The sequence below is a fragment of the Streptomyces sp. NBC_00400 genome, from assembly GCF_036048035.1.
Taxonomy (GTDB): Bacteria; Actinomycetota; Actinomycetes; order Streptomycetales; family Streptomycetaceae; genus Streptomyces.
In genome coordinates this window covers 4,529,155-4,555,629 of the sequence record NZ_CP107940.1, presented here as the reverse complement: position 1 = coordinate 4,555,629, position 26,475 = coordinate 4,529,155, and the positions used below count along the sequence as shown (strand labels likewise).

The window sequence follows — 26,475 nt, the reverse complement described above, 5'->3', positions numbered from 1 at the left end:
CCCCCGTCGGCCGCCCCGCCCCCGGTCAGCCCAGCTCCAGCCACATGGTGATGTCGTCGCGCAAGTCGTCGTCGGCCAGCTTGATCGCGCCGGGGACGCGGCCGACCTCCTGGTAGCCGCAGGCCTCGTAGAAGCGGTGGACGCCGGTGCCGCCGCGGCAGGTGAGACGGAGCGCGGTGACGCCGTCGAAGGTGCGGGCGGCGTCGGCGACCGCGGCCATCAGCCGGCGGCCGGCGCCCTGTCCCTGGAGGGAGGGGTGGACCATGACCGTGTAGACCCACAGCCAGTGCGTCATCAGGCGGTGGCCGTTGAAGGTGAGGAAGGCCGTGGCCAGCACCCGGCCGTCCGCGTCCCGGCCGGCCATCAGACGGGTACGGCCCTCGGCCATGGCCGTCAGGTGCGTGAGCAGATCGGGGCGGACCTCCTCGGGCGACACCGGCGGGAGGAAACCGACCGCGCCCCCGGCGTTGGAGACATCGGCCCACAACGCGCATATCCCGTCGCGGAGTCCGGGGGTGACGGAAGGGTCCAGGTCGAAACGCAGGTCCATGACCCGGACCCTAACTTCCGCTGTGGCAGCGCCCCCGCGCAGGTCAGACCCGCATCGGCTGGGGGGATTCGCGGCGGTCCGGGTCGGGGCCCGGGTACTCGCGGATCGCCTCGTAGCGGGTGTTGCGCTCGACGGGGCGGAAGCCGGCGTCGCGGATCAGGTCGAGCAGGTCCTCACGGGTCAGCTTGTTGGGCGTGCCGTAGTTGTCCGCATCGTGCGTGATCTTGTACTCGACGACCGAGCCGTCCATGTCGTCCGCGCCGTGCTGCAGCGCGAGCTGGGTGGTCTGCAGGCCGTGCATCACCCAGAAGCACTTCACGTGCGGGACGTTGTCGAAGAGGAGGCGGGAGACCGCGAAGGTCTTCAGGGCCTCGGCGCCGGTCGCCATGGTCGTACGGGCCTGGAGCTTGTTGCGGACCTTGCCGTCCTGCATGTCCACGAAGTCGTGCTGGTAGCGCAGCGGGATGAAGACCTGGAAGCCGCCGGTCTCGTCCTGGAGCTCACGCAGCCGCAGGACGTGGTCGACGCGGTGGCGCGGCTCCTCGATGTGCCCGTAGAGCATCGTCGAGGGGGTCTTGAGGCCCTTCTCGTGGGCGAGGCGGTGGATCCGCGACCAGTCCTCCCAGTGGGTGCGGTGGTCGACGATGTGCTGCCGGACCTCCCAGTCGAAGATCTCGGCGCCGCCGCCGGTCAGCGACTCCAGGCCGGCGTCGATCAGCTCGTCGAGGATCTCGGAGGCGGACAGACCCGAGATGGTCTCGAAGTGGTGGATCTCGGTGGCGGTGAAGGCCTTGAGGGAGACGTCCGGCAGGGCCTTCTTCAGCTCGCTGAGCGAGCGCGGGTAGTAGCGCCACGGCAGGTTGGGGTGGAGCCCGTTGACGATGTGCAGCTCGGTGAGGTTGTCGTTCTCCATCGCCTTGGCGAGGCGGACGGCCTCCTCGATGCGCATCGTGTACGCATCCTTCTCGCCCGGCTTGCGCTGGAAGGAGCAGTAGGCGCACGACGCGGTGCACACATTCGTCATGTTGAGGTGGCGGTTGACGTTGAAGTGGACGACGTCGCCGTTCTTGCGCGTACGCACCTCATGGGCGAGGCCGCCCAGCCATGCCAGGTCGTCGGACTCGTAGAGGGCGATACCGTCCTCGCGGGTCAGCCGCTCCCCGGCGTGGACCTTCGCCTCCAGCTCACGCTTGAGGCCCACATCCATCGACGCAGCCATCCGGTCGCCTCCCAGTCTCTGCCGTATTCGGTGCCGTTCCGGTGCCTGTCCGGAGCCGGAAACGGGCTCCGACGAGCGTACTCCCCCAGGGCCGGGGCGGACGGGGGCCCCTTGGCGCGCCCGTCCGCCCCGGGCGCCACCCGGCGCCGACCGGCGTCCGGTGGGCCGACTCGCCCTACTCGGCTTATTCGCCCTACGCGCCCTACTCCGCCTCTTCGGGCAGCTGGCCGACGCGGTTCTCCCACTTGGTGGAGAGCACGATCGTGGTGCGCGTACGGGAGACACCTTTGGTGCCGGAGAGCCGCCGGATGGTGCGCTCCAGCCCGTCGACGTCCCCCACGCGCACCTTGAGCATGTACGAGTCGTCGCCGGCGATGAACCAGCAGTCCTCGATCTCTTCGAGGTCGCGCAGCCGCTGCGCGACGTCCTCGTGGTCGGTGGCGTCCGACAGCGAGATGCCCACCAGCGCCGTGACGCCGAGGCCGAGCGAGGCGGCGTCCACCGTCGCGCGGTAACCGGTGATCACACCCGCCGCTTCGAGGCGGTTGATCCGGTCCGTGACGCTGGGCCCGGAGAGGCCGACGAGCCGGCCGAGCTCCGCGTACGAGGCCCGGCCGTTCTCGCGAAGTGCCTGGATGAGCTGCCTATCCACCGCGTCCATGCCCTCAAGCCTTCCAATCTTTACGCATATTCGGGTTCTGCATGTAGAATCTAAGGCATACAGGGCCTTGACCCTGCGATCTTTCAGCCGATCACGACAATCACAGACGATCTCAGGAGTTGTCACCGTGTACTCGATCGAGATGGCCTACGCCCGCATGCGTGAGCTGCAGGACCAGGCCAATCGTTCACGTGCCCACCGGGCCGCGGCACCGCGGACCCGCAGTCTCTTCGGCCGCGCCGCCGCAGCGAAGAAGCGCTAGCCGGCGTCCGGGGCCTCCTCCGCTTCCTTGGAGCCGCCCCGCAGCTCGCCCTCCCAGCGCCGGTAGAGCCCGTGCGGCACCTCGGCCGCATCGAGCACCCGGCCGGCGACGAAGTCCACCAGGTCCTGGATGTGCGTCGCCCCCGCATAGAACGCCGGTGAGGCGGGCAGCACCACGGCGCCCGCCTCGTCCAGCGTCACCAGATGCTTGAGCGTCGGACCGTTCAGCGGGGTCTCGCGCACCGCGACCACCAGCCGCCGCCGCTCCTTGAGCGTCACGCTCGCCACCCGCTGCAGCAGATCCTTCGAGAGCCCGAGCGCCACCCCGGCCACACACGCCGTGCTTGCCGGGACGATCAGCATCCCCTTCACCGGATACGAACCCGACGAGGGCCCGGCCGCCAGATCCCCGGCCGGCCAGTACCGCACCTCCGCCAGGTCCGCCTCCGTCACCGGAAACGTCGACGGTTTGCCGTCCGCCCCGCGCGCCAGCCATTCCCGCAGGCCGGCGCGCCAGTGGGCATCCCGGAAGGCGATGCCGGTCTCGTCCAGCAGGGTCAGTCGCGACGCCCGGCTGACGATCAGATCCACCGCCTCCCCGGCGGCGAGCAGCCCGCGCAATACGGACGCCGCATACGGTGTCCCGGACGCGCCGGAAATCCCCACGACCCACGGACGGCGTCGGCCCGGGCCCTGCTTACTGGTGTCGTTGTGCGGCGGCTCCACGCATCGAGCCTATCCGGCGGAACCGCGGACCCCACCACGGCCGTTCTTACCTGTGCACCCCGCGCGCGGCCCCGCCGAGGGCCGCCCCGCCGGGGGGACGAGAAGGGACGGCCGGAGATGAGATCACGCGCGAAGCCCGCGATCTGCCTGATGCTGGGCTGGGTCGCACTGCTGTGGCTGCTGGAGGGCGTCGACGTCGCCACCGGCGGCAGCCTGGACACCTTCGGCATCCAGCCGCGCGAGCCCGCCGAACTGCTCGATGTGGTGCCCGCCGCGTTCCTGCACTTCGGCTTCGCCCATCTCGCCGCGAACACCCTGCCGTTGCTGCTGCTCGGCTTCGTCGCCGCCCTGCGCAGCGGGATCGGCCGGCTGCTCGCGGTCGTCCTGCTGATCATCCTCGCCAGCGGGCTGGGCGTATGGTTCACCGCCGCGCCGGACAGCAACACCGCGGGCGCCTCGGGCGTCGTCTTCGGCCTCTTCGGCTATCTGCTGGTACGCGGCTTCATCGAACGCAGCGTTCTCGACATCGGCATCGGCCTGGTCATCGGCGTGCTCTACGGGTCGATCCTGTGGGGCGCGCTGCCGTCCGACAACGGGATCAGCTGGCAGGGGCATCTGTTCGGGCTGATCGGCGGGGTGCTGGCGGCCTTCGTCTTCCGGGAGCGCCCGCGCGGCAACGACCTTGCCGGGGCGGGTATCCGACCCGGCACATAGACCGGCCACGCCCGACCACGCAACCGATTCACCAGGAACCGATTACTCTCCGTAATCGTTGCGAGTAAAAGAGGCCCACGCGAGGCCCCGGGAGCCGCACACACAGGAAGGCAAGAGCACCGACAAGACCACGGAGAGGACAGCGTCGGTTCCTGGTGAAAATGGCCCGCTGATGCACGGGCCGCCAAGAACGGAGAGACCGCCGCAGCCTCAGCCCCTCAGACCGTCAGCCCCCGCACCAGCAGATCCAGCAGCGCACACACAAAGAGCGCGATGCCGATAAAGCCGTTGACCTGGAAGAACGCCCGGTTCAGCCGGGTCAGGTCGTGCGGTTTCACGATCGTGTGCTCGTACAGGAAGGCCGCCGCCACGATCACCAGACCCAGCCAGAAGAACACGCCCGCACCGGTCGCCAGCGCGTACCAGGCGAAGAGCGCCGTCGTGACGAGGTGGCAGCCACGCGCGCCCCGGATCGCGGCCGGGATGCCGAAGCGGGCCGGCACCGACTTCACCCCGACCTCACGGTCCGTCTCCACGTCCTGGCAGGCGTAGATCAGGTCGAAGCCGCCGATCCAGATGCCGACCGCGAGGCCGAGGATCACCGCCTCCCAGGACCAGGACCCGGTGATCGCGAGCCAGGCGCCGATCGGGCCCATCGCCTGGGCCAGGCCGAGGATCGCCTGCGGGAAGTTCGTGAACCGCTTGCCGTACGGGTAGACCACCATCGGCACCACCGCGAGCGGCGCCAGTGCCAGGCACAGGAAGTTCAGCAGCGCCGCCGCGCCCAGGAAGACGACGAGCGCGATCACCGCGCCCGTCCACGCCGACTTCACCGACACCGCGCCGGTGACCAGTTCACGGTGCGCGGTGCGCGGGTTACGGGCGTCGATCTCGCGGTCGATGATCCGGTTCGCGGCCATCGCGAACGTGCGCAACCCGACCATGGCGAGGGTGACGAGGAGCAGCCGGGCCCAGTGGATCTGCCGGTCCCACTCGTACATCGCGGTCAGGGACGCGATATAGGCGAAGGGCAGCGCGAAGACCGAGTGCTCGATCATCACCAGGCGCAGGAAGGCCTTGGTGCGGCCCGGCTGCGGGACCGCCGCGGATGCACTGCTCATCAGAGTCCGTACTCCTTCCAGCGGCGGTCGACCATCGCCGCCGTCCGCGGGTCGGACTCGACCATGTGCGGCCAGCCCCCGTCGCGCGTATAGCCCTCCTCGGGCCACTTCTCCGTCGCGTCGATCCCCGCCTTGCCGCCCCAGAACTGCTGGTAGGAGGCGTGGTCGAGATGGTCGACGGGGCCTTCGACGACGGTGAGGTCGCGGGCGTAGTCGGTGTTGCCGAGCGCCCGCCAGGAGACCTCGTGGAGGTTGTGGACATCGCAGTCCGCGTCCACGACCACGATCAGCTTGGTCAGCGACATCATGTGCGCGCCCCAGATGGCGTGCATGACCTTCTGTGCGTGCTTGGGGTACTTCTTGTCGATCGAGACGATCGCGCAGTTGTGGAAACCGCCGGACTCCGGCAGGTGGTAGTCCACGATGTCCGGGACGATGATCTTCAGCAGCGGCAGGAAGAACCGCTCCGTCGCCCGGCCCAGCGGCCCGTCCTCCGTCGGCGGGCGGCCCACCACGATCGACTGGAGCAGCGGCCGCTTACGCATCGTCACACAGTCGATGGTCAGCGCCGGGAACGGCTCCTGCGGCGTGTAGAAGCCGGTGTGGTCGCCGAACGGGCCCTCGGGCAGCATCTCGCCGGGCTCCAGCCAGCCCTCGATGACGACCTCGGCGTGCGCCGGGACCTGCAGCGGCACGGTCTTGCAGTCGACCATCTCGATCCGCTTGCCCTGGAGGAAGCCCGCGAAAAGGTACTCGTCGATGTCACCGGGCAGCGGCGCGGTCGAGGCGTACGTGACGGCCGGCGGGCAGCCGAAGGCGATGGCGACGGGCAGCTTCTCCCCGCGCTTGGCGGCGACCTGGTAGTGGTTGCGGCTGTCCTTGTGGATCTGCCAGTGCATGCCGATGGTGCGCTTGTCGTGGCGCTGCAGGCGGTACAGACCGAGGTTGCGCACCCCGGTCTCCGGGTGCTTGGTGTGCGTCAGCCCCAGGTTGAAGAAGGAACCGCCGTCCTCGGGCCAGGTGAACAGCGCCGGCAGCTGGTCCAGATCGACCTGGTCGCCCTGGAGCACGACCTCCTGGACGGGCGCGCTCTCCCCCTTCACCTTCTTCGGCGGTACGTGCGTCATCCCCGCGAGCTTCCCGAACGCCTCGCGTACCCCGACGAAGCCCTGCGGCAGCTCGGGCTTGAGCAGCCCGCCGATCTTGCCGCTGATGTCCTCGTACGCCTTCAGCCCCAGCGCCTTCAGCAGCCGTCGGTCGGTGCCGTAGACGTTCATGGCGAGCGGCATGGCCGAGCCCTTGACGTTCTCGAAGAGCAGCGCCGGGCCGCCGGACTTCTGCACCCGGTCCACGATCTCGCCGACTTCCAGATACGGGTCGACCTCGGCCTTGATGCGCTTGAGGTCGCCCTCCCGCTCCAGTGCACGCAGGAACGAGCGAAGATCGTCGTAAGCCATGCCGTCCAGTATCGGGTACGCACTACCCTGGACGGGTCACCGGGCCCCGCCGCGGGCCCGCCGTCGCGCGCAGGGGGCTCGTCCGCAATGCTCAGGTATCTGCCGTTCCTCCTGGTGCTCGCACTGTGGATCTACGCGTTCATCGACTGCCTGAACACCCCCGAATCCCAGGTGCGCGGACTGCCCAAGGTCATCTGGGTGATCATCATCCTGCTCTTCGGCGAGGTGCTGGTCGGCCCGGTCGCCTGGCTGGTGGCGGGCAAGCAGCGGCAGCCGGCGGCGGACGGCGGCTCCACGCCCTCCGCCTGGCACCGCAACCACCGCACGAAGTTCGTCGCGCCCGACGACAACCCCGAGTTCCTTCGCTCCCTCCGGCACGAGAACAAGAAGGACGAGGCGCTGCTCAAGGACTGGGAGGCGGACCTGCGCCGCCGCGAGGAGGAACTGCGGCGCAAGAGCGGCGGGGCGGCGGACGGCCCCGAGGACACCCCGCCGCCCGCCCACGGTTAGGGCTTCCGCCCGTCATCCGCTCGTCGTCCGCCCGTCCGCCCGTCCGCGCCGAACACGCCCGGACCGGCCACCCGGCGTACGGTGAGCGCATGGACCGTACGCAGGACTGGGGTCAGGACCGCGACGAACTCCGGCTGCACGGCCACGTCGACGGCCACAGCGACCCGGCCGGCCACCCCACCCATGTGCAGGAACAGGCCCGCACCATGCTGGCGACCGCGATCGCCGAAGCGCGCACCGGACTCGCCGAAGGCGGCATCCCGATCGGCGCAGCCCTCTACGGCCCGGACGGCACCCTCCTCGGCCGCGGCCACAACCGCCGCGTCCAGGACGACGACCCCACCCTGCACGCCGAAACCGCGGCCTTCCGCGCCGCCGGCCGCCGACGCACCTACCGCGGCACCACGATGGTCACCACCCTCTCCCCCTGCTGGTACTGCAGCGGCCTGGTCCGCCAGTTCGGCATCTCCCGCGTCGTCATCGGCGAGGCCCGCACCTTCCACGGCGGCCACGACTGGCTGGCGCGCCACGGCGTCCGGATCATCCTCCTGGACGACCCCGACTGCGCCTCGATGATGCGCGACTTCATCGGGGAGCGGCCGGAGCTGTGGCAGGAGGACATCGGGGGCGAGTGAGGGGCGGTCGGGCAGGGCGGCCCGGCCGCGATTTCCATGCCTCTGGACGCCCTTTCCGGGCCGAAGACCGGCCCTTGTTATCGTGCGGCACGGAGCTGGAGCCGACGAGGCGGGGAACCCATGACGATGATCCATGAGCTCGGCGAGGTGGTAGCCGAGCGAGAGCTGGAGGCCATCAACATCGACGGCGAGCGCACGCCCGTGGTGGTGAAGCTCGGCAAACCGCATCCGGACCCTCTGGGGACCGGTGAAGACTGGTGCTGTCCGCATCAGATTCTGGGCCTGGGCGACGAAAGCGTCATGGCAGCATTCGGGGTTGACTCCCTACAAGCTTTCCTGCTGGGTGTGCGCCACCTGAAAATGGAGCTGGGCGAGCGCGCAGCGACCGGGGCCGTCGCCTTGTCATGGCTGGGGGAGCGCCACCTTGGCCGCCTGAATATCTACCCGGAACCGGAGTAGCTTTTCCCGCGAGAATTCGATGTGCCGGGGACAGCGGGTCCGGCAGGCTGAGCGAGTGCAGGTCCCGGAGGACCACGCCCAGCTCCTGGTACGTCGCCTTCCGGGCGCTCTCCTCGGTCAAGTGCCAGAACGTCACCGGGCGGCCGTCGACGATCAAGGGCTGCTCTCGGCCTGCCGCACCCGCAGCCCCGCAATTCGCTGGCCCGCACACCCGCCCTCCGCCAGGATGATCCACCATGAGCACCACCCCCGAAGCCCCTGGCGCCCCCGCGCAGGCCGAGCACGCCCCCGTAGAGGCCGGGCACATCCCCGCCCGCCCCACCGAACCATCCCGCCGCATCCGCGCCCTGTACACCGAAGCGACCGTGACCGTCTATCAGGCGTACTCCCCTGCGCTGGGGGTTCCGGCGGCGCGGGACGGGCGGTTCCCCGCGGCCTGGAAGCGGGAGCGGATGACATGGATCAAGCCCTCGTTCCTGTGGATGATGTACCGCTGCGGGTGGGGTGCCAAGGCCGACCAGGAGACCGTGCTCGCCGTGGAGATCGAGCGGGCCGGGTTCGACTGGGCGCTGCGGAACTCCTGTCTGTCGCATCACGACCCCGACGAGCACGCCGACCGCAAGGCCTGGCAGCGGGAGTTGAAGGAGTCGCCGGCGCGGGTGCAGTGGGATCCGGAGCGGGATCTGCGGCTGCAGGCGCTGCCGTACCGGTCGCTGCAGCTGGGGCTGGCGGGGGAGGCGTCGCGCCGGTATGCCGACGAGTGGACGGTGGCGATCACGGATGTCACGCCGCTGGCCCGGGAGATCCATGCGCTGGTGCGTGCCGGGGAGAGGGCGGCGGCCGCCGCGCTGCTGCCCGAGGAGCGCCCCTACCCGGCACCCGGGGGAACTCCGGGGCTCGGCCGCGTGTCCTGATACACCTTTCCGGACGCGTAGATCCGGCCGCCGCACGGTCCGCCGGGCACTGGTGCGTGTGACGTACGGGACGTAGCGGTCCCCGGCCAACTCTCGACCGTTCACAGCCAATTGATGCATCGTTCAGCAACCTCCCCCTGCCCGGGAAACTCGCCCGCCGCCACAGTCATGTCGGCCCACTGAGGGCTCACGCGACTCAGGGAGAGTGGCACATATGCCCGACATGACCCGACGCAGACTCCTCGGCTCGGCGGCCGGCGCGGTCGGCGGCGCCGCCGCGCTGTCGCTGCTGCCGCCCAGCGTGCAAAAGGCCGTCGCCGCCGGACCGGCGCGTCACGGTTCGCTGCACGACGTCGAGCACGTCGTGATGCTGATGCAGGAGAACCGGTCCTTCGATCACTACTTCGGCACCCTGCGCGGCGTCCGTGGCTTCGCCGACCCGGACGCGCTGACGCTGCCGGACGGCCGGTCCGTCTTCCATCAGCCGGACGCGGAGAACCCGGACGGCTATCTGCTGCCGTTCCGCCTCAACACGCACACCACCAGCGCCCAGGCCATCCCCTCCACCAGCCATGCCTGGTCGGTGCAGCACGAGGCGTGGAACGGCGGCAAGATGGACCGCTGGCTGCCCGCGCACCGCAAGGCCGACGGGATCAACGGGCCGTATGTGATGGGCTATCACACGCGTGCGGACATCCCTTTCCAGTTCGCGCTCGCCGAGGCGTTCACGCTGTGCGACAACTACTTCTGTTCGGTCTTCGGCCCGACCTGGCCCAACCGGCTGTACTGGATGACCGGCACCCTCGACCCGGGCGGCACCCTGGGCGGTCCGGTGCTGAACAACACCGCGCCCAAGCCGTACCGCTGGACGACCTACGCCGAGCGGCTGCAGGCGGCCGGGATCAGTTGGAAGGTCTACCAGGAGGAGGACGACTACGGCTGCAACCTGCTGGAGCAGTTCCAGACCTTCCGGGACGCCAAGCCGGGTGAGCCGCTGTACGAGCGCGGGATGCGGGCGCTGCCGGCCGGGACGTTCGAGGACGATGCCCGGGCCGGCCGGCTGCCGGCCGTGTCGTGGCTGATCCCCACCAGCCACCAGTCCGAGCACCCGGACTATCTGCCGGCCGCCGGCGCCGACTATGTCGCGAAGAAGATCGAGGCGATCGCGTCCAACCCGAGGCTGTGGGCCAAGACGGTCTTCATCCTGAACTACGACGAGAACGACGGGCTCTTCGATCATGTGCCGCCGCCGGTGCCGCCGGCCGGGACCAAGGACGAGTTCGTCCGGGGCCTGCCGATCGGCGGCGGGTTCCGTGTGCCGTGTCTGATCATCTCGCCGTGGACGGTGGGCGGCTGGGCCGCCGGCGACCCCTTCGACCACACCTCGGTGCTGCAGTTCCTGGAGCGCTGGACGGGTGTGGAAGAGCCGAACATCAGCGACTGGCGGCGGGCTGCCTTCGGCGATCTGACGTCGGCGTTCGGCTTCCGGCACCGGGCGCCCCGCCCGCCGCGGCTGCCCCGTGACACCGCCGAGCAGCTGGTCGAGGCGCAGTGGGAGGTGGCGAACCTGCCGAAGCCGACGCTGCCGGGGGCGGGGCAGCAGCCGCCGCGCCAGGAGCGCGGGCGGCGCAGGCGGCGGTAGCCGGCCGGATGTCCTTCTCTCCCCGGGAAACGACGGTGCCGTACGGGCCGGCCTCGTGTGGAGGCGTCCCGTACGGCACCGGGGGTGTGCGGATCAGACTCCCGCGTAGGAGTGCAGGCCCGTCACGAAGATGTTCACGCCGTAGTAGTTGAACAGGTAGCAGGCGAAACCGATCAGGCCCAGGTAGGCGGCCTTGCGGCCCTTCCAGCCGGCTGTGGCGCGGGCGTGCAGGTAGCAGGCGTAGGCGACCCAGGTGATGAAGGCCCAGACCTCCTTGGGGTCCCAGCCCCAGTAGCGGCCCCATGCGGCCTCGGCCCAGATGGCGCCCGCAATGATGGTGAACGTCCACAGCGGGAAGACGGTGGCGTTGACGCGGTAGGCGAACTTGTCGAGCGAGGCGGCCGAGGGCAGCCGCTCCAGTACGGACGAGGCGAAGGCGCCGGGCTGCTTGCCCGCGGGGTCGGCGAGCTTGCTCTCGTAGGAGTCGCGGAACAGGAAGAGCAGGGTGGAGACGGCGCCGAGGTAGAGCGCCGCGCCGGAGATGATCGCGCAGCTGACGTGGATCCACAGCCAGTACGAGTGCAGCGCGGGCACCAGCTGGTCACTGGCGGTGTAGAGCACCGAGACGGCCAGCCCGAGGTCGAGCAGGACGCTGGTGACCAGGGGCAGCCCGATCCAGCGGACCTTCTTCCCGAGCGCGAGCAGCAGGAGGTAGAGGCCCACGGCGACCGCGGCGAAGGTCGTGGAGAACTCGTACATGTTGCCCCAGGGGGCACGCTCCACGGACAGGGCGCGGGTGAGGACGCCGCCCACGTGCAGCGCCCAGGCCAGGACGGTCAGCGAGATGGCGATCCGCCCGTAGAGGTCGCCCTTCTCGGTGTCGCCCGCGGCGCCCGGCCCGTCGGGGACGTCGCGGCTGCCGGCGACGGACTTGGTGACGACCTTGGGCCGCTCCAGGACGGCCGTGCCGCCGGAGGAGGAGGTCTGCACGGAGACCGTCGCGGACGCCGTGGACTGTGCGGTCAGGGCGGCGGCGGTGCGGCCGACCTTGCTGCGGCTGCCGAACACCCACTCGGCCATGTGCGCGAGGAAGGCGAGCGTATAGACCGCCATCGCGGAATAGACCAGCATGTTGCTGTTGTGCGCCAGTGTCTCGTTGGCTGCGGCAGCGATGTTCACGCGCGCGCTCCTTCGGAGGGGTCAGCAGGTCCGTCAGAGTCAGTGGGCTCCGCGGGGTCTTCGGTGTCGTGGGCAGGGGCGGGGGCGTCGGGAGCGGGCGGGGCGTCCGGGGCCGGCGGGGCCTGGGGGAACAGGTCCCCGGCGAGAGTGCCGAGTTCTTCCGGCAGCCGGGCCGACTCGCTGCGGCCGAGCCCGGCCATCTCGACGACGGTGACGCCGTCGGCGCCCTTCTCCGCCCGGACCCACATCCGGCGGCGCTGGATGAACAGCGACCCGGCCAGGCCCAGCAGGGCGGCGACCGCGCCGGTCAGCGCCAGGCCGTTGCCGGGCTGGTGGGAGACCTTGAAGCTGGCCCAGCTCTTGACGCCCTCGAAGGTGATGGAGCCCTCGCCGTTCGGCAGCTTCATCGTGGTCTGTGCCTCGGCGGCGCGGACGGCGGCCTTGTTCTTGGAGCCCGCGTGCTGCTCCACGCGGTCCTTGGGCAGCAGCATCTTCTTGAGGATGCCGCCCTTGCCGTCCTGGTACTTCTTGAGGCGCTTGGTGTCCAGCTTGTAGACGCTCTGCGGCAGGCCGGAGTCCAGGCCCAGGTCGCCGTGGTACGCGTTGACCGAGAGCACGGGGAAGTCCAGCGCCGGGAACTGCGAGAACATCGAGCCGGTGCCGCGGCCGCCGAACGTCGGGACGAACATGGCCTGGAAGCCGAGCTGGTTGCGCTTGCCGTCCTCGGTCTGCGCGCCGGGCACCTTCACCACACCGGTCGAGGTGAGGTTCTTCGGGTCCGCGGGCAGGAAGGCCGTGGCGCCGTGGAAGACGGTCTTGCCGCGGCCGTCCTTGACGGTGACGACGGGGGAATAGCCGTGTGAGAGCAGGTAGACCCGGTTGCCCGCGATGTCGAGGGGCTTGTTCACCTCGATCGCGGTGTGGTGCTGCTTGCCGTCCGCGCCCAGGAAGTAGGAGATCTGCGCCCGGTAGGTGCGCGGGGTGCCCCGCTGCGGCCCGGTCCGCTCGTACGTCGCGTCGAAGCGGTCGAGCTTGAAGCCGAACGGGTCCATGTCGTCGGTGTCGTAGAACGGTCCCGACTTGAACTCGTCGTACTGCGTGAGGCTGTTGGCGAAGCCGTCGCCCTCGGTGACCAGCTTGTTGCCCTCGGACTTCCACAGGCCGCCGACGGCGAACGCCACCAGCATCACGATCAGCGCGACATGGAAGACGAGGTTGCCGACCTCGCGCAGGTAGCCCTTCTCGGCGGCGACCGCGGTGGCGTCCCGGTGGGCGCGGAAGCGCCGCTTCTTCAGCAGCCGCTGCGCCGCGTCGAGGACGTCCTCGGGGTCCGCCTCGGTGCGCCAGGTGGTGTACGCGGGCAGCCGGGTCAGCCGGCGCGGGGCGGCCGGCGGGCGGCCGCGGAGCTGTCCGACGAACTGCCAGCTGCGCGGCACGATGCAGCCGATCAGCGAGATGAACAGCAGCAGGTAGATCGCGGAGAACCACACCGAGCTGTAGACGTGGAACATCCCGAGCTTGTCGTAGATGCCCGCGAGGGTGGAGTGATCGGCCTTGAACTGGTCGACCTTGACCGGGTCGACGCTGGTCTGCGGGATCAGCGAGCCGGGGATCGCGCCGATGGACAGCAGGAAGAGCAGCAGCAGCGCGACCCGCATCGAGGTCAGCTGCCGCCAGAACCAGCGTGCCCAGCCGAGCGGGCCGAGCGAGGGGAAGGTGACGTCTTCCGTGGGCGCGGTGGAGAGCTGGGATCCGGCCGCGCCGAGATCACTGCCCGCGTCGGCGGCGGAGCCCGGGTCGCGGGGGGTGTCGGTCTTGGTGGACATCAATCAGATCCCAACGGTGGAGCTTTGCGTCCAGCTCTGGAGCTCGGACATCAGGCTGTCCCAGATGCCGGTGACGAGGAGGATGCCGAGGGCGACCATCATCCCGCCGCCGATCCGCATCACCCACAGATAGTGCCGCTTGACCCAGCCGAAGGCGCCGAGTGCCCGGCGGAAGGCCAGCGCGACGACGATGAAGGGCACGCCCAGGCCGAGGCAGTACGCCACGGTGAGCAGGGCGCCGCGGCCGGCGCTGGCGCCGGAGTACGCGAGGGCGCTGACGGCGGCGAAGGTGGGGCCGAGGCACGGCGTCCAGCCGACGCCGAAGAGCACCCCGAGCACCGGCGCGCCGGCCAGTCCCATCGCGGGCTTCATGTGGAAGCGCAGTTCGCGCTGTCCGAAGCGCTTGAGGACACCGGCGAACGCCAGCCCGAGCAGGATCATCAGCACGCCGAGGACCCGCGAGACGACGTCCTTGTACTGCTGCAGGGTCTGGCCGAAGAACCCGAAGAGCGCGCCGCCGGAGACGAAGACGGCGGTGAAGCCGAGGACGAAGAGCGCGGCGCCGGCCAGCATCCGGCCGCGCCGGGCCTCGCCGAGGTCGGTGCCGGTGACGCCGGTGACGTACGACATATAGCCCGGCACCAGCGGCAGGACGCAGGGCGAGAAGAAGGAGACGAGTCCGGCGACGAGCGCGAGGGGGACGGCGGCGAGCAGGGTCCCGTTGAGGACGGTCTGGTTTTCCGCGGCGGCGGCGAGCGCGATCACGTGATCACTTCTCGGCGATCAGCGGGGTGATCATCTTGCGGAGATCGTCCTCGGCGAGCGGGCCGATCGAGCGGGCGGCGATCTTGCCGTGCCGGTCGATGGCGATCGTGGAGGGGATGGACTGCGGGTTGAGGCTGCCCTTGGGGAAGCGCAGCATCAGCCGGCCGGTCGGGTCGAACAGGCTCGGGTAGGGCACCTTGTGCTGTTCCTCGAAGCTGGTGGCCTGCGACTTCTCGGAGTCGCGGGTGTTGATCCCGACGAACTGGACGCCCTTGCCCTTGGTCTCGCTTGCGACCTTGGCGAAGTTCGGCGCCTCGGCGATGCAGGGCCCGCACCATGATCCCCAGACGTTGAGGATGACGACCTTGCCCTTGTAGTCGGCGACGTCCAGCTTCTTGCCGGTGGTGGTCTCACCCGAAAGATCGGGGGCCGGCTGCCGCTCGTCCTTGGTGACGGTGTCGATGCCGTTCTTGCCCTGGACGAACCGGGTCTGGGACGAGCCGCCGGAGGCGCCGTCGCCGCAGGCGCTGAGCGTCAGCGAAGCGACCGCTGCCCCTGCGGCGAGCAGGGTGATGCGGCGGCGGCTCGTGAGGCGGCGTGGGGCGCGGCAAGCACTCATGTGAAAAGTTTCGCATGGGCCCATTCCGGATCTTCCGCGCCCCCCTCCGACGTCCCGCCGCCGCCCGCCGGTATCTGTCAGGCCGCCGACAAATACGACTTCCAGCCGCCGTCCGGCCGCGCTCCGACGGGCAGCTCCTGGAGCTTGCTCACCACCTGCGGATCCTGTGCGTCGAGCCAGTCGGTGAACTGCCGGAACGACACCAGGCGGACATCTTTGTTCTGCTCATTGGCAATGTGCTTGAGCGCTTCCTCGACGGCATCCATGTAGATGCCGCCATTCCACTGTTCGAAGTGGTTGCCGATGAAGAACGGCGCGCGATTGGTCTCGTAGGCCCGGCGGAATCCGGAAATATATGCGTCGGTGGCCTGCTGCCGCCAGCCCGGGTAGTTGGCCGGCGGAGCCTGTGTGGAGTTCTTCGACTGATTGAAGAGCATGTTGTAGTCCATCGAGAGCACCTGGAAACTGTGCCCCGGGAACGGAATCAGCTGGAGCGGGAAGTCCCACAGGCCCCGCTTTTTCCGCGGCCACATCTGCATACCGCCGGGCGAGCTGGCGTCATACCGCCAGCCGAGTTCCCGGGCGGTGGGCAGCAGGTTTTTCTGGCCCAGCAGGCAGGGGGTGCGGCCGCCGACCAATTCCTTGCGGTAGTCGAAGGGCAGCGGTTCGAGGTCGGTGAAGCCGGTGTTCGTGCGCCACCTCGTGACGAAGTCCATCGCCTGGTCGATTTCGGACTGCCACTGCCCGGGTGTCCAGTACTTGACCGAGGTCGGGGCGTTGCCGCAGAAGTGCCCGTTGAAGTGGGTGCCGACCTCGTGGCCGTCCAGCCAGGCCTCCCGCACGTACTTCAGCGTCTCCTTGATGTGGTCGTCGCTGAGGTAGGGGATGTCGGAGGCGCCCTGCTCGTTGTTCGGCGGGTCGTAGAGGTGCTTCTGGGATTCGGGCAGGAGATACAGACCGGAGAGGAAGAAGGTCATTGCCGCGCCGTGATCTCTGGCGAGCTGGAGGAAACGGGGGAAGAGGCCGTTGCCGACCTCTCCGGCCCCGTCCCAGGAAAAGACCACGAACTGCGGCGGGGTCTGACCGGGCTCGAGCCGTTCGGGCGCCTTGGGCTGATGGGGCTGCGCGCCGGAATATGCTGTCGAACCGTCACCGATGAGTTTCGCCCGGGCCTGGACCGACCCCTTGACCCGCTGCCTGTCCGCCCCCGCGCCGTCCGAATCCGTCGACGAGCAGCCGGCGATGCCCAGCGCAGCGGCTGCACCGACTCCCATACCCAGCAGGTTTCGCCGGCTGATCGCGCGCATACCCTCGTCCCCATCCGTGCTCGCCGAACTCAATATCCATATAAACGGACATTGGAGAGGAGGGCATGTCGAGCGTCGGGGTGACGAGTTATTCGCCTGGACAGGTTATTTTGCCTGCACGTGACATTCCGCCAAGTGATGTGCCGTCAGGCACCGAAAGCCTTGGCCTTTCCCTTGACCGGTTTGGCGCCGGCCAGAAGATGGGAGGGAACCAGGTCGCGCGCGGGCTCGCTGTAGCCCACCGAAACGATCTTGTCGCCGTGGAAGGTGAACGACGTCAGCGAGGCCAGCGTGCACTGCCGCTTGCGCGGGTCGTGCCACAGCCGCCGCCGCTCCGCGAAGCTGCGCACGATCCAGATCGGCAGCTGATGGCTGACCGCCACCGCCTCGTGCCCGCGCGCCGCGTCCCGTGCCGCGCCCAGCGCCGCCATCATCCGCACGACCTGTTCGAGGTACGGCTCGCCCCAGGAGGGCCGGAACGGATTCGTCAGGTACTTCCAGTTCCCCGGCTTCTTCAGCGCACCGTCACCGACCCCGAAGGTCTTCCCCTCGAAGACGTTGGCCGCCTCGATCAGCCGCTCGTCGGTGGCCAGCTCCAGGCCGTGCGCACCGGCGATCGGCGTCGCGGTCTCCTGCGCACGCTCCAGCGGCGAGGCGACGACATGCGTGATGTCCCGCCCCGCAAGGTGCTCCGCCACCCGGTCGGCCATCTTCCGCCCCAGCTCGGAGAGGTGGTAGCCGGGCCGGCGCCCGTAGAGCACGCCGTCGGGGTTGTGCACCTCGCCGTGCCGCATCAGATGCACCACGGTGATGTCTTCGCTGCTCATGTCACCCATTCATTCAGTCGTCGGCAAGCAGTCGCCGGCCCGTGCGCCGGAGGTGTCCTCAGGCCGTCGCCGCGGCCGCGGCCCGTGCGGCGGCCGGCAGGGCGGCGGCGATGCGCTCGACGGCCGCCGTGTCGTGCGCGGTCGAGACGAACCACGACTCGAAGGAGGACGGCGGGAGGTAGACGCCCTGCGCCAGCATCGAGTGGAAGAAGGCGGTGAAGCGGAACGACTCCTGCGCCTTGGCGGCGTCGTAGTCGGTCACCTCGGCATCCGTGAAGAAGACCGTGAACATGTTCCCCGCGACCTGGAGCCGGTGCGCCACGCCCTCCGTCGCCAGCGCGGCGGTGACCAGACCCCGCACCTCCGCGGAGACCGCGTCGAGCTTCTCGTACGCGGCGTCGTCCAGCAGCCGCAGCTGCGCGACGCCCGCGGCGGTGGCGATCGGGTTCCCCGACAGGGTGCCCGCCTGGTAGACCGGGCCGGCCGGGGCGAGGTGTGCCATGACGTCCGCGCGGCCGCCGAAGGCCGCGGCCGGGAAGCCGCCGCCCATGACCTTGCCGAACGTCATCAGATCCGGACGTACCCCGTCAATGCCGTACCAACCGGCCTTGCTGACACGGAAGCCGGTCATCACCTCGTCGGAGATGTAGAGCGCCCCGTTGCCGGCGCACAGGTCCTTCAGGCCCTGGTTGAAGCCCGGCAGCGGCGGCACCACGCCCATGTTGCCCGGCGCCGCCTCCGTGATCACACAGGCGATCTCGCCCGGGTGCGCGGCGAACGCGGCCCGCACCGCTTCGAGGTCGTTGTACGGCAGCACGATCGTGTCGCCGGCCTGCGCCCCCGTCACCCCCGGCGTGTCGGGCAGCCCGAGGGTCGCCACGCCCGAACCGGCCGCGGCCAGCAGCGCGTCCACGTGCCCGTGGTAGCAGCCCGCGAACTTGATCACCTTCGGCCGGCCGGTGAACCCGCGCGCCAGCCGGATCGCCGACATCGTCGCCTCGGTGCCGCTGGAGACCAGCCGCACCTGCTCGACCGGCTCGATCCGGGCCACGATCTCCTCGGCCAGCTCGACCTCGCCCGCGCCGGGCGTGCCGAAGGACGTACCGCGGGCGACCGCCTCCTGGACCGCGGCGATCACCTCGGGGTGCGCGTGGCCGAGGATCATCGGCCCCCAGGAGCACACCAGGTCGACATACTCACGGCCATCGGCGTCGGTGAGGTACGGACCGGTACCGGACACCATGAACCGGGGCGTACCGCCCACGGCGCGGAACGCCCGCACCGGAGAGTTGACGCCGCCCGGCGTCACGGCGGACGCACGGTCGAAGAGCGACTGCGAAACAGGGGCTTCATACGGAAAAGACACTGTGATCCTGACCTGCATAAACGGCGGGTGGGCGGCGCTCGGGCGCGGCCCTGCTGACTAGGGAGGCGGGAATCTGCCTCGCGATACGCCTGCGGGCGCCGCTCGGTTCACCCTCGCTCCTTTTTTGATTCCTCTCGCTTTCGACCGGGCGTCAGCCCCCACTCGTCTGCGAAACTGGGCCGACGTACGAGTAAGTCACGCAAGCAATGGTCTCAGAGGCGCACGGGGGCGCGTGGCCGGGCGTTTCACGCGCCGGTGACGGGGGAGGTCTCTGAGACGATGATCGGGTTGCGCGGCTGGGGCTGCGAGTGGTCGGGTGGAGATATGCATCGCGGTGGCGAACTGGGCGAGGGAACCAATGACCGGGGTCCCGAGCGCGCCCAGCGCGGCCGTCACCGGCGCGAGGACACCACGGGCGACACCACGCGCGAGGGCATCACGAGCGAGACCACGGGCAGGGAAATCAGAGGCGGCCGCATGGGGGTGACGTACAGGTACTTCGGCGCGCCCAACGGCGCGACGGCGGCCCGGGTCCCCGTCTCCATGCGTCCCGAGGAGCTCGGCGGTGACGAGCTCGGCATGGGCGGCATGTTCAGCAAGATCAAGCCGGAGACGATGGCCGCCATGGTCCTCACCGGTATAGAGGGCATACCCCTCCATAAGGTTCCGCCGCTCGAACTGGTCGTGCTCCACCCCGACTACGCCGTCGTCAAGCTCCCGATGACCGTGATCGACCCGCTGCGAGGCGTCGGCGAGGAGTCGGTCGGCGCGGCCGCCTTCATCTGGTCCACCGTCCCCGACCGCGGCGGCCCGCGCGACGCCTTCACCGTCTACCAGCTGCTGCACGAGTGGCAGGACTTCAGCCACCGGCTGCACGAGGCGGGGCACCAGGCGTACTGCCTGGTCTGGCCGTAACGGTTCGGCGCCCGGGCGGGGCGCGGTGCCCGGCCCGGGGCCGCGCCGTGCCCCGGGACCGCCGGCGCCGCTTCACCACGTCGGGCGGGCCGACACACCGCCGTCCACGACCAGATCGTGCCCGGTGATCCAGGACGCCATCGGCGAGGCGAGGAAGACACAGGCATCGCCCACGTCCTGAGGCGTGCCCAACCGCCCGGCAGGTGCCGCCGCCTGCCAGCGGCGCACCCCCTCCGGCCAGTCCCCGGCCAGGCCGGGCCGGTCGATCAGACCGGGCGAGACGCTGTTGACGCGGATGCCGTACGCCCCGTACTCCAGCGCCGCCGTGCGCGCATGCATCACCACCGCCGCCTTCGACGCGCAGTAGTGGGCATGCCGCGGCGCCGGCCGGTCCGCCTCGATCGAGGCGATATGGGTCACCGACCCTCCGGCGCCCGCCCGCATCACGGCCGCCGCGGCCTGGGTACAGGCGAAGACGCTGTGCACGTTCACCTCCGTCACCGCCCGCCAGTCGGCGAGCGACATCCCCGCCAGCTCCTGCGTGGGCTGCACCCCCGCGTTGTTCACCAGCGCGGTCAGCCGCCCGCGCCAGCCGGCCGCCTCGGCCACCAGGCGGTGGCACTCCTCCTCGACGGCCAGATCGGCGGCCAGCGCCAGCGCGCTCCCGCCGTCCGCCTCGATCCGCTCGACCAGGTCCCGCGCCGCCTCGGCGCCCGTCCGGTAATGCGCCACGACGGCGGCCCCCGCGGCGGCGAACCGCAGGGCGATACCGCGGCCGAGGCCGCCGGCGGCGCCGGTGACGAGGGCGACCTGGCCGCGGAGGTCGGGGAGGCCGGGATGAGGGGAGGGGCCGGGGTGAGGGGAGGGGCCGGGGGCGTCGGTCTCGGTCTCGGTCTCGGTCTCGGTCATGGTCGGCCCCTCGTTTTCGGCTCGGTCATGGTCGGGTCCGTCATGGATGGTTCGGTCAGGGTCGGGCCCGTCATGGACGGTTCGGTCATGGCCGGCTCAGGGCGGCGATGCGCGCCGCCTCTTGGGGAAAGCGCGCGGCCAGTTCGGCGGCGTCCCCGTGCTCGTAGTCCTCGAAGGTGAAACCCGGCGCCATCGTGCAGCCGAAGAGCGTCCAGGAGCCGCCGTCGGCGACCTCGGCGGCCATCCACGTACCGGCCGGCACCGTGAACTGGACGTGCTGCCCGCCGAGCACGTCCGGGCCGAGGATGACCGTACGGGCGCCGCCGTCTTCCCGGAGAAGGAACAGGGCGAGCGGATCACCGCGGTAGAAGTGCCAGATTTCGTCGGTGGGCAACCGGTGCAGGGCGGAGAAGTCGCCCGGCTCGGCGGTCAGCAGCATCACGATCGCCGAGCCCTCGGGCCGTCCGTCGGCACGCTCGGGGCCCGCCCAGGTACGCCGGAACCGTCCGCCTTCACGGGGCAGCGGCGTCAGCCCGTAGAAATCGATCAGCGCCTCGGGGAGCCGGTCACGGGACATCGGCTGCCCGTCCGTCCGCTGCCCGTCCGTCCGCTGTTCGTTCATCCGCGGCCGCCTCCCCTCGGTCTGCCGGCTGCCGGGTCGTGGACCAGGCTAGGGGGGACGGCAATACGGTGCGGGCCCATTCGAGCCAGGTGGCCGAGCCCGGGCGGAGGGGCCGAGCGGGCGGAGGCACCGGCCGCGGCGGAGGCGTCGCCCGGGCAGAACCGCTGCCGAGCCAGAGCCGCCGCCCGGTGGCCGACGGCCCGTCAGCCGGCCGTCCAATACGGGTCGCGGCCGGTCTCCGCCAGCAGCACGTCGAGAGCGGAGGCGCCGGACGGGACGGGGAGCGGGTCGGCGAAGACCTTCATCTTCCGGGCCGTCGGGGCCATCTGGGCGACCAGTTTCCGCAGCTCGGCCACGCACCCGGCGGCCGGCGCGTACGGCCGGCCGGTCGCCCGCGCCACGTCCCAGGCGTGCACCGTCAGATCCAGCAGCACCATCGCGCCGACGGTCCGAGCCGGCAGGTTCATCCCGCCGGTCAGGCCGTCCTCCGCGCCCGGCGCCGCCCACGCCTCGACCAGCCGCGCCGTCTCCTCCGCGAACCGGTCGGGCCACCGCGCGCCGTATTCGCCGAGCCGGTCGGGGGTGGTGCTGAAGTCCACGTCCTTCTTGGCGGCCAGTGCCTGGAAGGCGACGACCACCTGGAAGAGGTGGTTGAGCAGCGCCCGCAGGTCGTACTCGGCGCACGGCGTCGGCAGTTCCAGCTGGTCGTCGCGCACCCCGCGCAGTACGGGGAGCGCCGCGTCGGCCGCCGCTTCGAGCAGCGCACTGATCGGTGGGGGCGCGGGAGCCGGTGGGGCCGCGGGGGCCGGTCCCGTTTCTCTCGCGGGTGTTTCATCCGGAATGTCTTGCATGTCGGTCATGGCGATGACGCTACGGGCCCCGGCCGGGGGCGGCTTGAAAAAATGCGACAGCCCGCGCGACCGGGCACGCGACAACCCGTCCGACCACTGCGGGCCGACCTCGCGGCCCGGCGGGACGGCCCGGCGGGACGGTGCGGGCGGAACGGCACGGGCACCCCCTAAAATCCAGGCATGGCCGCTCCACGGCGCGATACCCGGGGCATCGTCGACGCCCCCGGACTCTTCACGCGGGTGCAGTTCCGCCGCCGCACCCCCGCCGCGCCGCTGCGCCCCTATGTCGAGCATTACTGGCTGATCGACTGGGATCTGTCCGAGCCGTATGCCACGCATGTCGTTCCGCACCCCTGCGTGAACCTCGTCTTCCAGCGGTACGCCGACCGGCCCGGTTTCGGCGAGGTCGCGGGCGTCGGGCTGGAGCTGTTCGCGCAGAAGCTGACGGGGCGCGGGCGGGTGTGCGGGGTGCAGTTCCGGCCCGGCGGGTTCCGGCCGTTCACCCCGGAGCGGCCCGCCACGGACTGGACGGACCGCCGGTTGCCGCTGGCGACGGTGTTCGGGGCCACCGATGCCGCGACCGCCGACACCGCTGCCCCTGACACCGCTGCCCCTGACACCGCGGCTCCCGACGTCACGACCACCGGCGTCACGGCCGCCGATGCCGCGGCCACCGTGCTGGAGCCGGACGACGAGGACGCGCGGGTGGCCGCGCTCGACGCGTTTCTGATCCCCCGCGTGCGGGCCGGGCCCCGGATCCTCGCCCAGGCCGACCTCGCCATGGGGCTGGCCGACCGGATCCGCACGGACCGTACGATCCGCCGGGTCGCGGACTTCGCGCAGGCCGAGGGCATGTCCGTACGGGCCCTGCAGCGGCTGTTCGCCGGATACGTCGGGGTCAGCCCCAAGTGGGTACTGCTGCGCTACCGGGTGCACGAGGCCTTGGAGCGCGCCGCGTCCGACGCGGAGGTCGACTGGGCCGCGCTCGCCGCCGAGCTGGGCTACAGCGATCAGGCGCACCTGGTCCGCGAGGTCAGCGCCACCGTCGGGGTCCCGCCCACCGCCTACGCCCGCTGACTCCGACCGCGGCCGGGACCCCTCGGAGCCGTACGGCACTCAGGGCTGTCGGACGGCATGGCCGTTCGGGCATCAGGGCTGTTCGGGCATCAGGGCTGCTCGGGCATCAGGGCTGTTCGGCCGTCAGATAACGCTGGATCGTGGGGGCCAGCCAGGCGACGAGCTCGTCGTGGCCGAGGTTCACGGCCGGCGGGATGTGCAGCACATAGCGGCACAGCGCCATGCCGAGTATCTGGGAGGCGATCAACGCGGCACGGGTCGGCGCCTCGTCGGGCACCGGGCAGACCGCGGCCAGGACCGGCTTGATCTGCTCGGCGAACACGCCTCGCATCCGCTGCGCACCCGCCTCGTTGGTGACGCCGACGCGCATCATGCCGGTCAGCGTCTCATCGCACTCCCAGCGCTCCAGGAAGTGGCGTACGAGCCGGGCGCCGGCCTCGTCGCGCGGGACGTGGGTGAGGTCCGGGGCGTGCACCTCGATCTCGGAGGCGGCCGCGAAGAGACCGGCCTTGTTGCCGTAGTAGCGCATCACCATCGACGGGTCGATGTCCGCGTCCCTGGCGATGGCGCGGATGGTGGCGCGCTCATAGCCGTCCGCGGCGAAGCGGTCCCGGGCGGCGGCCAGGATCGCGGCGCGCGTCGCGGCGGAGCGGCGGGGGCGGGCGGGGTCCGCCGGATCGTCGGGCGCGGCAGGCGCGGCATCGGCGGCGAAGGGAGCGTGTTCGGCCATGTCAACAACTGTAGGCCAACACCTGTTGACACACCAGATCCGCTCGCCTTACGCTTGCCAACAAGCGTTGACCAACATGCGTTGGCATTGCTGCAGGCATAGGCATGGACACCAGCAGGTCCAGACACCGGCACCCATAAAGGCACGGCGCAGACGCAGAAACCGGCACAGGCACAGGCACAGGCATAGGCGCAGGAGGCGGAAGCCATGGATGCCATGAACCACAAGCCCGGTCACGGCGGCCACGGCGGTCACGGCGGTCACGACCGCCACAACGGCCACGACTCCCCCGGGACGGACGAGGCGCGGAACGACCACGATCGGACGGCCCGCGATCGGACGCCCCGCGATACGGACGTCATCGTCGTGGGCGCAGGCCCGACCGGCCTGCTGCTGGCCGGGGACCTCGCCGAGGCGGGCCTGGGTGTCACGCTCCTGGAGCGCCGTCCCGCCACGATCAGCAATCTCACCCGGTCCCTGGCGGTCCATGCCCGCACTCTTGAGCAACTGGACGCCCGGGGTCTCGCCGACGAGCTGGTCGCCGGCGGCCACCGGGTCCCCGCCATCCGTCTGTTCGGGGACGCCACCTTCGATGCGACCCGGCTCCGCTCCCGCTTCCCCTTCGTGCTGATCACCCCGCAGTTCGAGGTGGAGCGGCTGCTGGAGCGGCGGGCCCGCCGGGCCGGGGTCGTCTTCCGCTACGACTCCGAAGTGCTCGGCCTCGATCAGGACGCCAACGGCGTGACCATGCGCTTCCGTACCGCCGACGGCCTCGGCAGCGTCCGCGCCGCCTACGCCGTCGGCACCGACGGCGTCCGCAGCACCGTCCGCGAAGCCCTCGGCCTGCCGTTCCCCGGCAAGTCCGTGATCCGCTCCCTGGTGCTCGCCGATGTCCGGCTGAGCCGGGAGCCCGAATCCCCCTTCACCGTCACCGCCGACGGCGACGCCTTCGCCCTGGTCGGCTCGTTCGGCGACGGCTGGTACCGCGTCATCGGCTGGAACCGCCACCGCCAGGCCGACGACGACGCGCCCGTCGGTCTCGACGAGGTCCGCGAGTTCACCCGGCTCGCCCTCGGCAGTGATTACGGCGTCCCCGACGTCCGCTGGGTCTCCCGCTTCCACAGTGACGAGCGCCAGGTCCCCCGCTACCGCGTGGGCCGTGTGTTCCTCGCCGGCGATGCCGCGCATGTGCACTCCCCCGCCGGCGGCCAGGGCATGAACACCGGCCTCCAGGACGCCGCCAACCTCAGCTGGAAGCTCGCCGCGGTGCTCCGGGGCCACTCCCCCGACAGCCTCCTGGACAGCTACCAGACCGAGCGCCACCCGGTGGGCAGGCAGGTGCTGCGCAGCAGCGGCGCCCTCATCCGGCTCGCCCTGCTGCACACCGCCCCCGGACGCGCCGTCCGCACGCTCGCCGCCCGGCTCGTGAACCATCTGCGGCCGCTGTCCGGCCACGCGATCCGCACGGTCTCCGGCATCGGCATCGCCTACAAGGCCGGGCCCGGCGCCCACCCCCTCGCCGGCCGGCGCGCCCCCGACATCCGCCTGGCCGACGGCAGCCGCCTCTACGCCCTCCTGCGCCAGGGGACGTTCGTCCTCCTCACCCCCGCCGACGAGCCCGGCATTCCCCACACTCCGCCGGACAAGGAGGACTCCCCCCGGCCCGCCGCCGGCCGTGTCGTCACCGCCTCCTGGCGCAGCGGCCGCCGCACGGCGCTTCTCGTCCGCCCCGACGGCTATATCGCCTGGGCCACCGATGCCACGGCCCCCGCCGCACGCGCCGCGGCGCTACGCTCCGCCCTCCTCCACTGGACCGGCGCCGCGCCCGAGGACGGCGACTCCATAGGCACCGCCCGGCCGGCCCCCCTCACCGCTCCAGCACATGCCGCAGATACGCCCGGGGATTGTTGAGATAGCGCCGCCAGTGGTCGACCAGCCCCAGTTCCGCCCACTCCACGCTCCGCATCCCGTGCTCGCCGACCTCCACGATCGCCGCGCCGGGCAGCGCCGTCAGCAGCGGTGAGTGCGTGGCGCAGATGATCTGCGCGCCACCGCTCCCCAACTCGTCCATCAACCCGACCAGTTCCAGACAGGAGGAGAAGGACAGGGCCGCCTCGGGCTCGTCCATTACATACAGGCCCTGCTGCGAGAACCCCTCCCGGAAGGCCATCAAAAAGCCCTCCCCGTGGCTCATCTCGTCCGGGGACCGGGACAGCCGGTTCGACCTCCGCTCCCCGTTCAGCGCCTCCAGCGCCGTTTCGGCCCGCAGGAAGAACCCCCGCCGGCGGACCCTCGGTCCGCGCACCATCCGGCGCCCCTCCCGCGTCGGATCGAACCGCATCAGACCACCGAGCAGCGACGCTTCCCGCGAACTCGCGTACTTGTATCCCGCCGAGCCGCCGTACGAATCCAGCCCGAAGCCTTCCGCCAGCGCCTCGGCCAGCGTCGACTTGCCCGAACCGTTCTCCCCCACCAGAAAGGTGACCGGAGCGCGGAAGGCCAGCCCCTCTTCGGCCAGCTGGCGCACACACGGCACCGTCCAGGGCCAGCCGTCCCCGGCCGTCCCCTTCCCCTCCGGAACGTCCACGTAAGCCCGTTCGATCAGCATGCCCC

28 protein-coding genes are annotated in these 26,475 nt (G+C 70.7%); 10 read left to right on the top strand and 18 right to left on the bottom strand.

Features of this window, described 5'->3' with window-relative positions; all coding sequences use genetic code 11:
* Positions 1–25 precede the first annotated feature (25 nt).
* From OHS81_RS19860 to OHS81_RS19850, 3 genes are all read right to left on the bottom strand, one after another.
* Entirely contained in the window at positions 26–550 is a 525-nt protein-coding gene (locus OHS81_RS19860; protein ID WP_328386061.1) for a GNAT family N-acetyltransferase, read from the bottom strand.
* A gap of 43 nt (positions 551–593) precedes the next feature.
* Positions 594–1,757: an aminofutalosine synthase MqnE gene (gene mqnE / locus OHS81_RS19855; protein WP_328391276.1), complete on the bottom strand. Its 1,164-nt coding sequence runs from the start codon at positions 1,755–1,757 to the stop codon at positions 594–596.
* A gap of 214 nt (positions 1,758–1,971) precedes the next feature.
* The gene (locus OHS81_RS19850) at positions 1,972–2,430 is read right to left on the bottom strand and encodes an Lrp/AsnC family transcriptional regulator (RefSeq protein WP_042155701.1); all 459 of its coding nucleotides are present in this window, start codon (positions 2,428–2,430) and stop codon (positions 1,972–1,974) included.
* 127 nt (positions 2,431–2,557) lie between these two features.
* Between OHS81_RS19850 and OHS81_RS19845 the strand changes: the two genes are divergently transcribed.
* Complete coding sequence (locus OHS81_RS19845; RefSeq protein ID WP_328386060.1) at positions 2,558–2,692, top strand: hypothetical protein; 135 nt, start codon at positions 2,558–2,560, stop codon at positions 2,690–2,692.
* Here the strand turns inward: OHS81_RS19845 and OHS81_RS19840 are convergent.
* On the bottom strand, positions 2,689–3,417 hold the full coding sequence (locus OHS81_RS19840; protein WP_328386059.1) for a UbiX family flavin prenyltransferase: 729 nt from the start codon (positions 3,415–3,417) through the stop codon (positions 2,689–2,691). The two genes, OHS81_RS19845 and OHS81_RS19840, sit on opposite strands and share 4 nt — an antisense overlap.
* Positions 3,418–3,534: 117 nt before the next feature.
* Between OHS81_RS19840 and OHS81_RS19835 the strand changes: the two genes are divergently transcribed.
* Positions 3,535–4,131 (top strand): rhomboid family intramembrane serine protease, encoded by a 597-nt coding sequence (locus OHS81_RS19835; protein ID WP_328386058.1) that lies wholly within the window; start codon positions 3,535–3,537, stop codon positions 4,129–4,131.
* A gap of 218 nt (positions 4,132–4,349) precedes the next feature.
* On the opposite strand, the gene mqnP is transcribed toward OHS81_RS19835, so the two are convergent.
* On the bottom strand, positions 4,350–5,252 hold the full coding sequence (gene mqnP, locus OHS81_RS19830; protein ID WP_328386057.1) for a menaquinone biosynthesis prenyltransferase MqnP: 903 nt from the start codon (positions 5,250–5,252) through the stop codon (positions 4,350–4,352).
* Positions 5,252–6,709 carry a menaquinone biosynthesis decarboxylase gene (locus tag OHS81_RS19825; RefSeq protein ID WP_328386056.1) on the bottom strand — a complete coding sequence of 486 codons (1,458 nt, stop codon included), beginning with the start codon at positions 6,707–6,709 and terminating at the stop codon, positions 5,252–5,254. Before OHS81_RS19825 ends, mqnP begins: the two co-directional genes overlap by 1 nt.
* Before the next feature lie 87 nt (positions 6,710–6,796).
* Between OHS81_RS19825 and OHS81_RS19820 the strand changes: the two genes are divergently transcribed.
* From OHS81_RS19820 to OHS81_RS19800, 5 genes are all read left to right on the top strand, one after another.
* A complete protein-coding gene (locus tag OHS81_RS19820) occupies positions 6,797–7,219 on the top strand; it encodes a PLD nuclease N-terminal domain-containing protein (protein ID WP_328386055.1) in 423 nt (140 codons plus the stop codon).
* A gap of 89 nt (positions 7,220–7,308) precedes the next feature.
* Positions 7,309–7,854, top strand: coding sequence for a nucleoside deaminase (locus OHS81_RS19815; RefSeq protein ID WP_443058731.1), 546 nt, complete (start codon positions 7,309–7,311; stop codon positions 7,852–7,854).
* Between the two features lie 120 nt (positions 7,855–7,974).
* Positions 7,975–8,313, top strand: a complete 339-nt coding sequence (locus tag OHS81_RS19810) for a DUF6968 family protein (protein WP_328386054.1) — start codon at positions 7,975–7,977, stop codon at positions 8,311–8,313.
* Between the two features lie 236 nt (positions 8,314–8,549).
* Positions 8,550–9,227, top strand: coding sequence for a DUF4291 domain-containing protein (locus OHS81_RS19805; protein ID WP_328386053.1), 678 nt, complete (start codon positions 8,550–8,552; stop codon positions 9,225–9,227).
* 214 nt (positions 9,228–9,441) lie between these two features.
* Positions 9,442–10,869 (top strand): alkaline phosphatase family protein, encoded by a 1,428-nt coding sequence (locus tag OHS81_RS19800; protein ID WP_328386052.1) that lies wholly within the window; start codon positions 9,442–9,444, stop codon positions 10,867–10,869.
* A 93-nt stretch (positions 10,870–10,962) separates the two neighbouring features.
* Here OHS81_RS19800 and ccsB read toward each other — a convergent pair whose 3' ends face one another.
* From ccsB to hemL, 7 genes are all read right to left on the bottom strand, one after another.
* Positions 10,963–12,048, bottom strand: coding sequence for a c-type cytochrome biogenesis protein CcsB (gene ccsB / locus OHS81_RS19795; RefSeq protein WP_328386051.1), 1,086 nt, complete (start codon positions 12,046–12,048; stop codon positions 10,963–10,965).
* On the bottom strand, positions 12,045–13,874 hold the full coding sequence (gene resB / locus OHS81_RS19790; RefSeq protein ID WP_328386050.1) for a cytochrome c biogenesis protein ResB: 1,830 nt from the start codon (positions 13,872–13,874) through the stop codon (positions 12,045–12,047). The genes ccsB and resB overlap by 4 nt, the downstream gene beginning before the upstream one ends.
* Positions 13,875–13,877: 3 nt before the next feature.
* Complete coding sequence (locus tag OHS81_RS19785) at positions 13,878–14,639, bottom strand: cytochrome c biogenesis CcdA family protein (protein WP_328386049.1); 762 nt, start codon at positions 14,637–14,639, stop codon at positions 13,878–13,880.
* 4 nt (positions 14,640–14,643) lie between these two features.
* Positions 14,644–15,258: a TlpA family protein disulfide reductase gene (locus OHS81_RS19780; RefSeq protein WP_328386048.1), complete on the bottom strand. Its 615-nt coding sequence runs from the start codon at positions 15,256–15,258 to the stop codon at positions 14,644–14,646.
* A gap of 77 nt (positions 15,259–15,335) precedes the next feature.
* Positions 15,336–16,565: a hypothetical protein gene (locus tag OHS81_RS19775; RefSeq protein ID WP_328386047.1), complete on the bottom strand. Its 1,230-nt coding sequence runs from the start codon at positions 16,563–16,565 to the stop codon at positions 15,336–15,338.
* Between the two features lie 146 nt (positions 16,566–16,711).
* A complete protein-coding gene (locus OHS81_RS19770) occupies positions 16,712–17,392 on the bottom strand; it encodes a histidine phosphatase family protein (protein ID WP_088798494.1) in 681 nt (226 codons plus the stop codon).
* A 58-nt stretch (positions 17,393–17,450) separates the two neighbouring features.
* Positions 17,451–18,776, bottom strand: coding sequence for a glutamate-1-semialdehyde 2,1-aminomutase (hemL, locus tag OHS81_RS19765; protein ID WP_328386046.1), 1,326 nt, complete (start codon positions 18,774–18,776; stop codon positions 17,451–17,453).
* A gap of 306 nt (positions 18,777–19,082) precedes the next feature.
* Between hemL and OHS81_RS19760 the strand changes: the two genes are divergently transcribed.
* On the top strand, positions 19,083–19,673 hold the full coding sequence (locus tag OHS81_RS19760) for a hypothetical protein (protein ID WP_328391272.1): 591 nt from the start codon (positions 19,083–19,085) through the stop codon (positions 19,671–19,673).
* 72 nt (positions 19,674–19,745) lie between these two features.
* Here the strand turns inward: OHS81_RS19760 and OHS81_RS19755 are convergent, their stop codons facing one another.
* The 3 genes from OHS81_RS19755 to OHS81_RS19745 form a co-directional block, all read right to left on the bottom strand.
* A complete protein-coding gene (locus OHS81_RS19755; RefSeq protein ID WP_328386045.1) occupies positions 19,746–20,582 on the bottom strand; it encodes an SDR family NAD(P)-dependent oxidoreductase in 837 nt (278 codons plus the stop codon).
* An 85-nt stretch (positions 20,583–20,667) separates the two neighbouring features.
* On the bottom strand, positions 20,668–21,159 hold the full coding sequence (locus tag OHS81_RS19750; protein WP_328391270.1) for a cupin domain-containing protein: 492 nt from the start codon (positions 21,157–21,159) through the stop codon (positions 20,668–20,670).
* A 248-nt stretch (positions 21,160–21,407) separates the two neighbouring features.
* Positions 21,408–22,064, bottom strand: coding sequence for a TIGR03086 family metal-binding protein (locus tag OHS81_RS19745; RefSeq protein WP_328386044.1), 657 nt, complete (start codon positions 22,062–22,064; stop codon positions 21,408–21,410).
* A gap of 171 nt (positions 22,065–22,235) precedes the next feature.
* Between OHS81_RS19745 and OHS81_RS19740 the strand changes: the two genes are divergently transcribed.
* Positions 22,236–23,132 (top strand): helix-turn-helix domain-containing protein, encoded by an 897-nt coding sequence (locus tag OHS81_RS19740; protein ID WP_328386043.1) that lies wholly within the window; start codon positions 22,236–22,238, stop codon positions 23,130–23,132.
* A 106-nt stretch (positions 23,133–23,238) separates the two neighbouring features.
* On the opposite strand, the gene OHS81_RS19735 is transcribed toward OHS81_RS19740, so the two are convergent.
* Positions 23,239–23,862 carry a TetR/AcrR family transcriptional regulator gene (locus OHS81_RS19735; RefSeq protein ID WP_328386042.1) on the bottom strand — a complete coding sequence of 208 codons (624 nt, stop codon included), beginning with the start codon at positions 23,860–23,862 and terminating at the stop codon, positions 23,239–23,241.
* A gap of 207 nt (positions 23,863–24,069) precedes the next feature.
* Between OHS81_RS19735 and OHS81_RS19730 the strand changes: the two genes are divergently transcribed.
* Positions 24,070–25,773, top strand: coding sequence for an FAD-dependent monooxygenase (locus OHS81_RS19730; RefSeq protein ID WP_328386041.1), 1,704 nt, complete (start codon positions 24,070–24,072; stop codon positions 25,771–25,773).
* Here the strand turns inward: OHS81_RS19730 and OHS81_RS19725 are convergent.
* Positions 25,730–26,470 (bottom strand): AAA family ATPase, encoded by a 741-nt coding sequence (locus OHS81_RS19725; RefSeq protein ID WP_328386040.1) that lies wholly within the window; start codon positions 26,468–26,470, stop codon positions 25,730–25,732. The genes OHS81_RS19730 and OHS81_RS19725 overlap by 44 nt on opposite strands.
* Between the last annotated feature and the right edge of the window lie 5 nt (positions 26,471–26,475).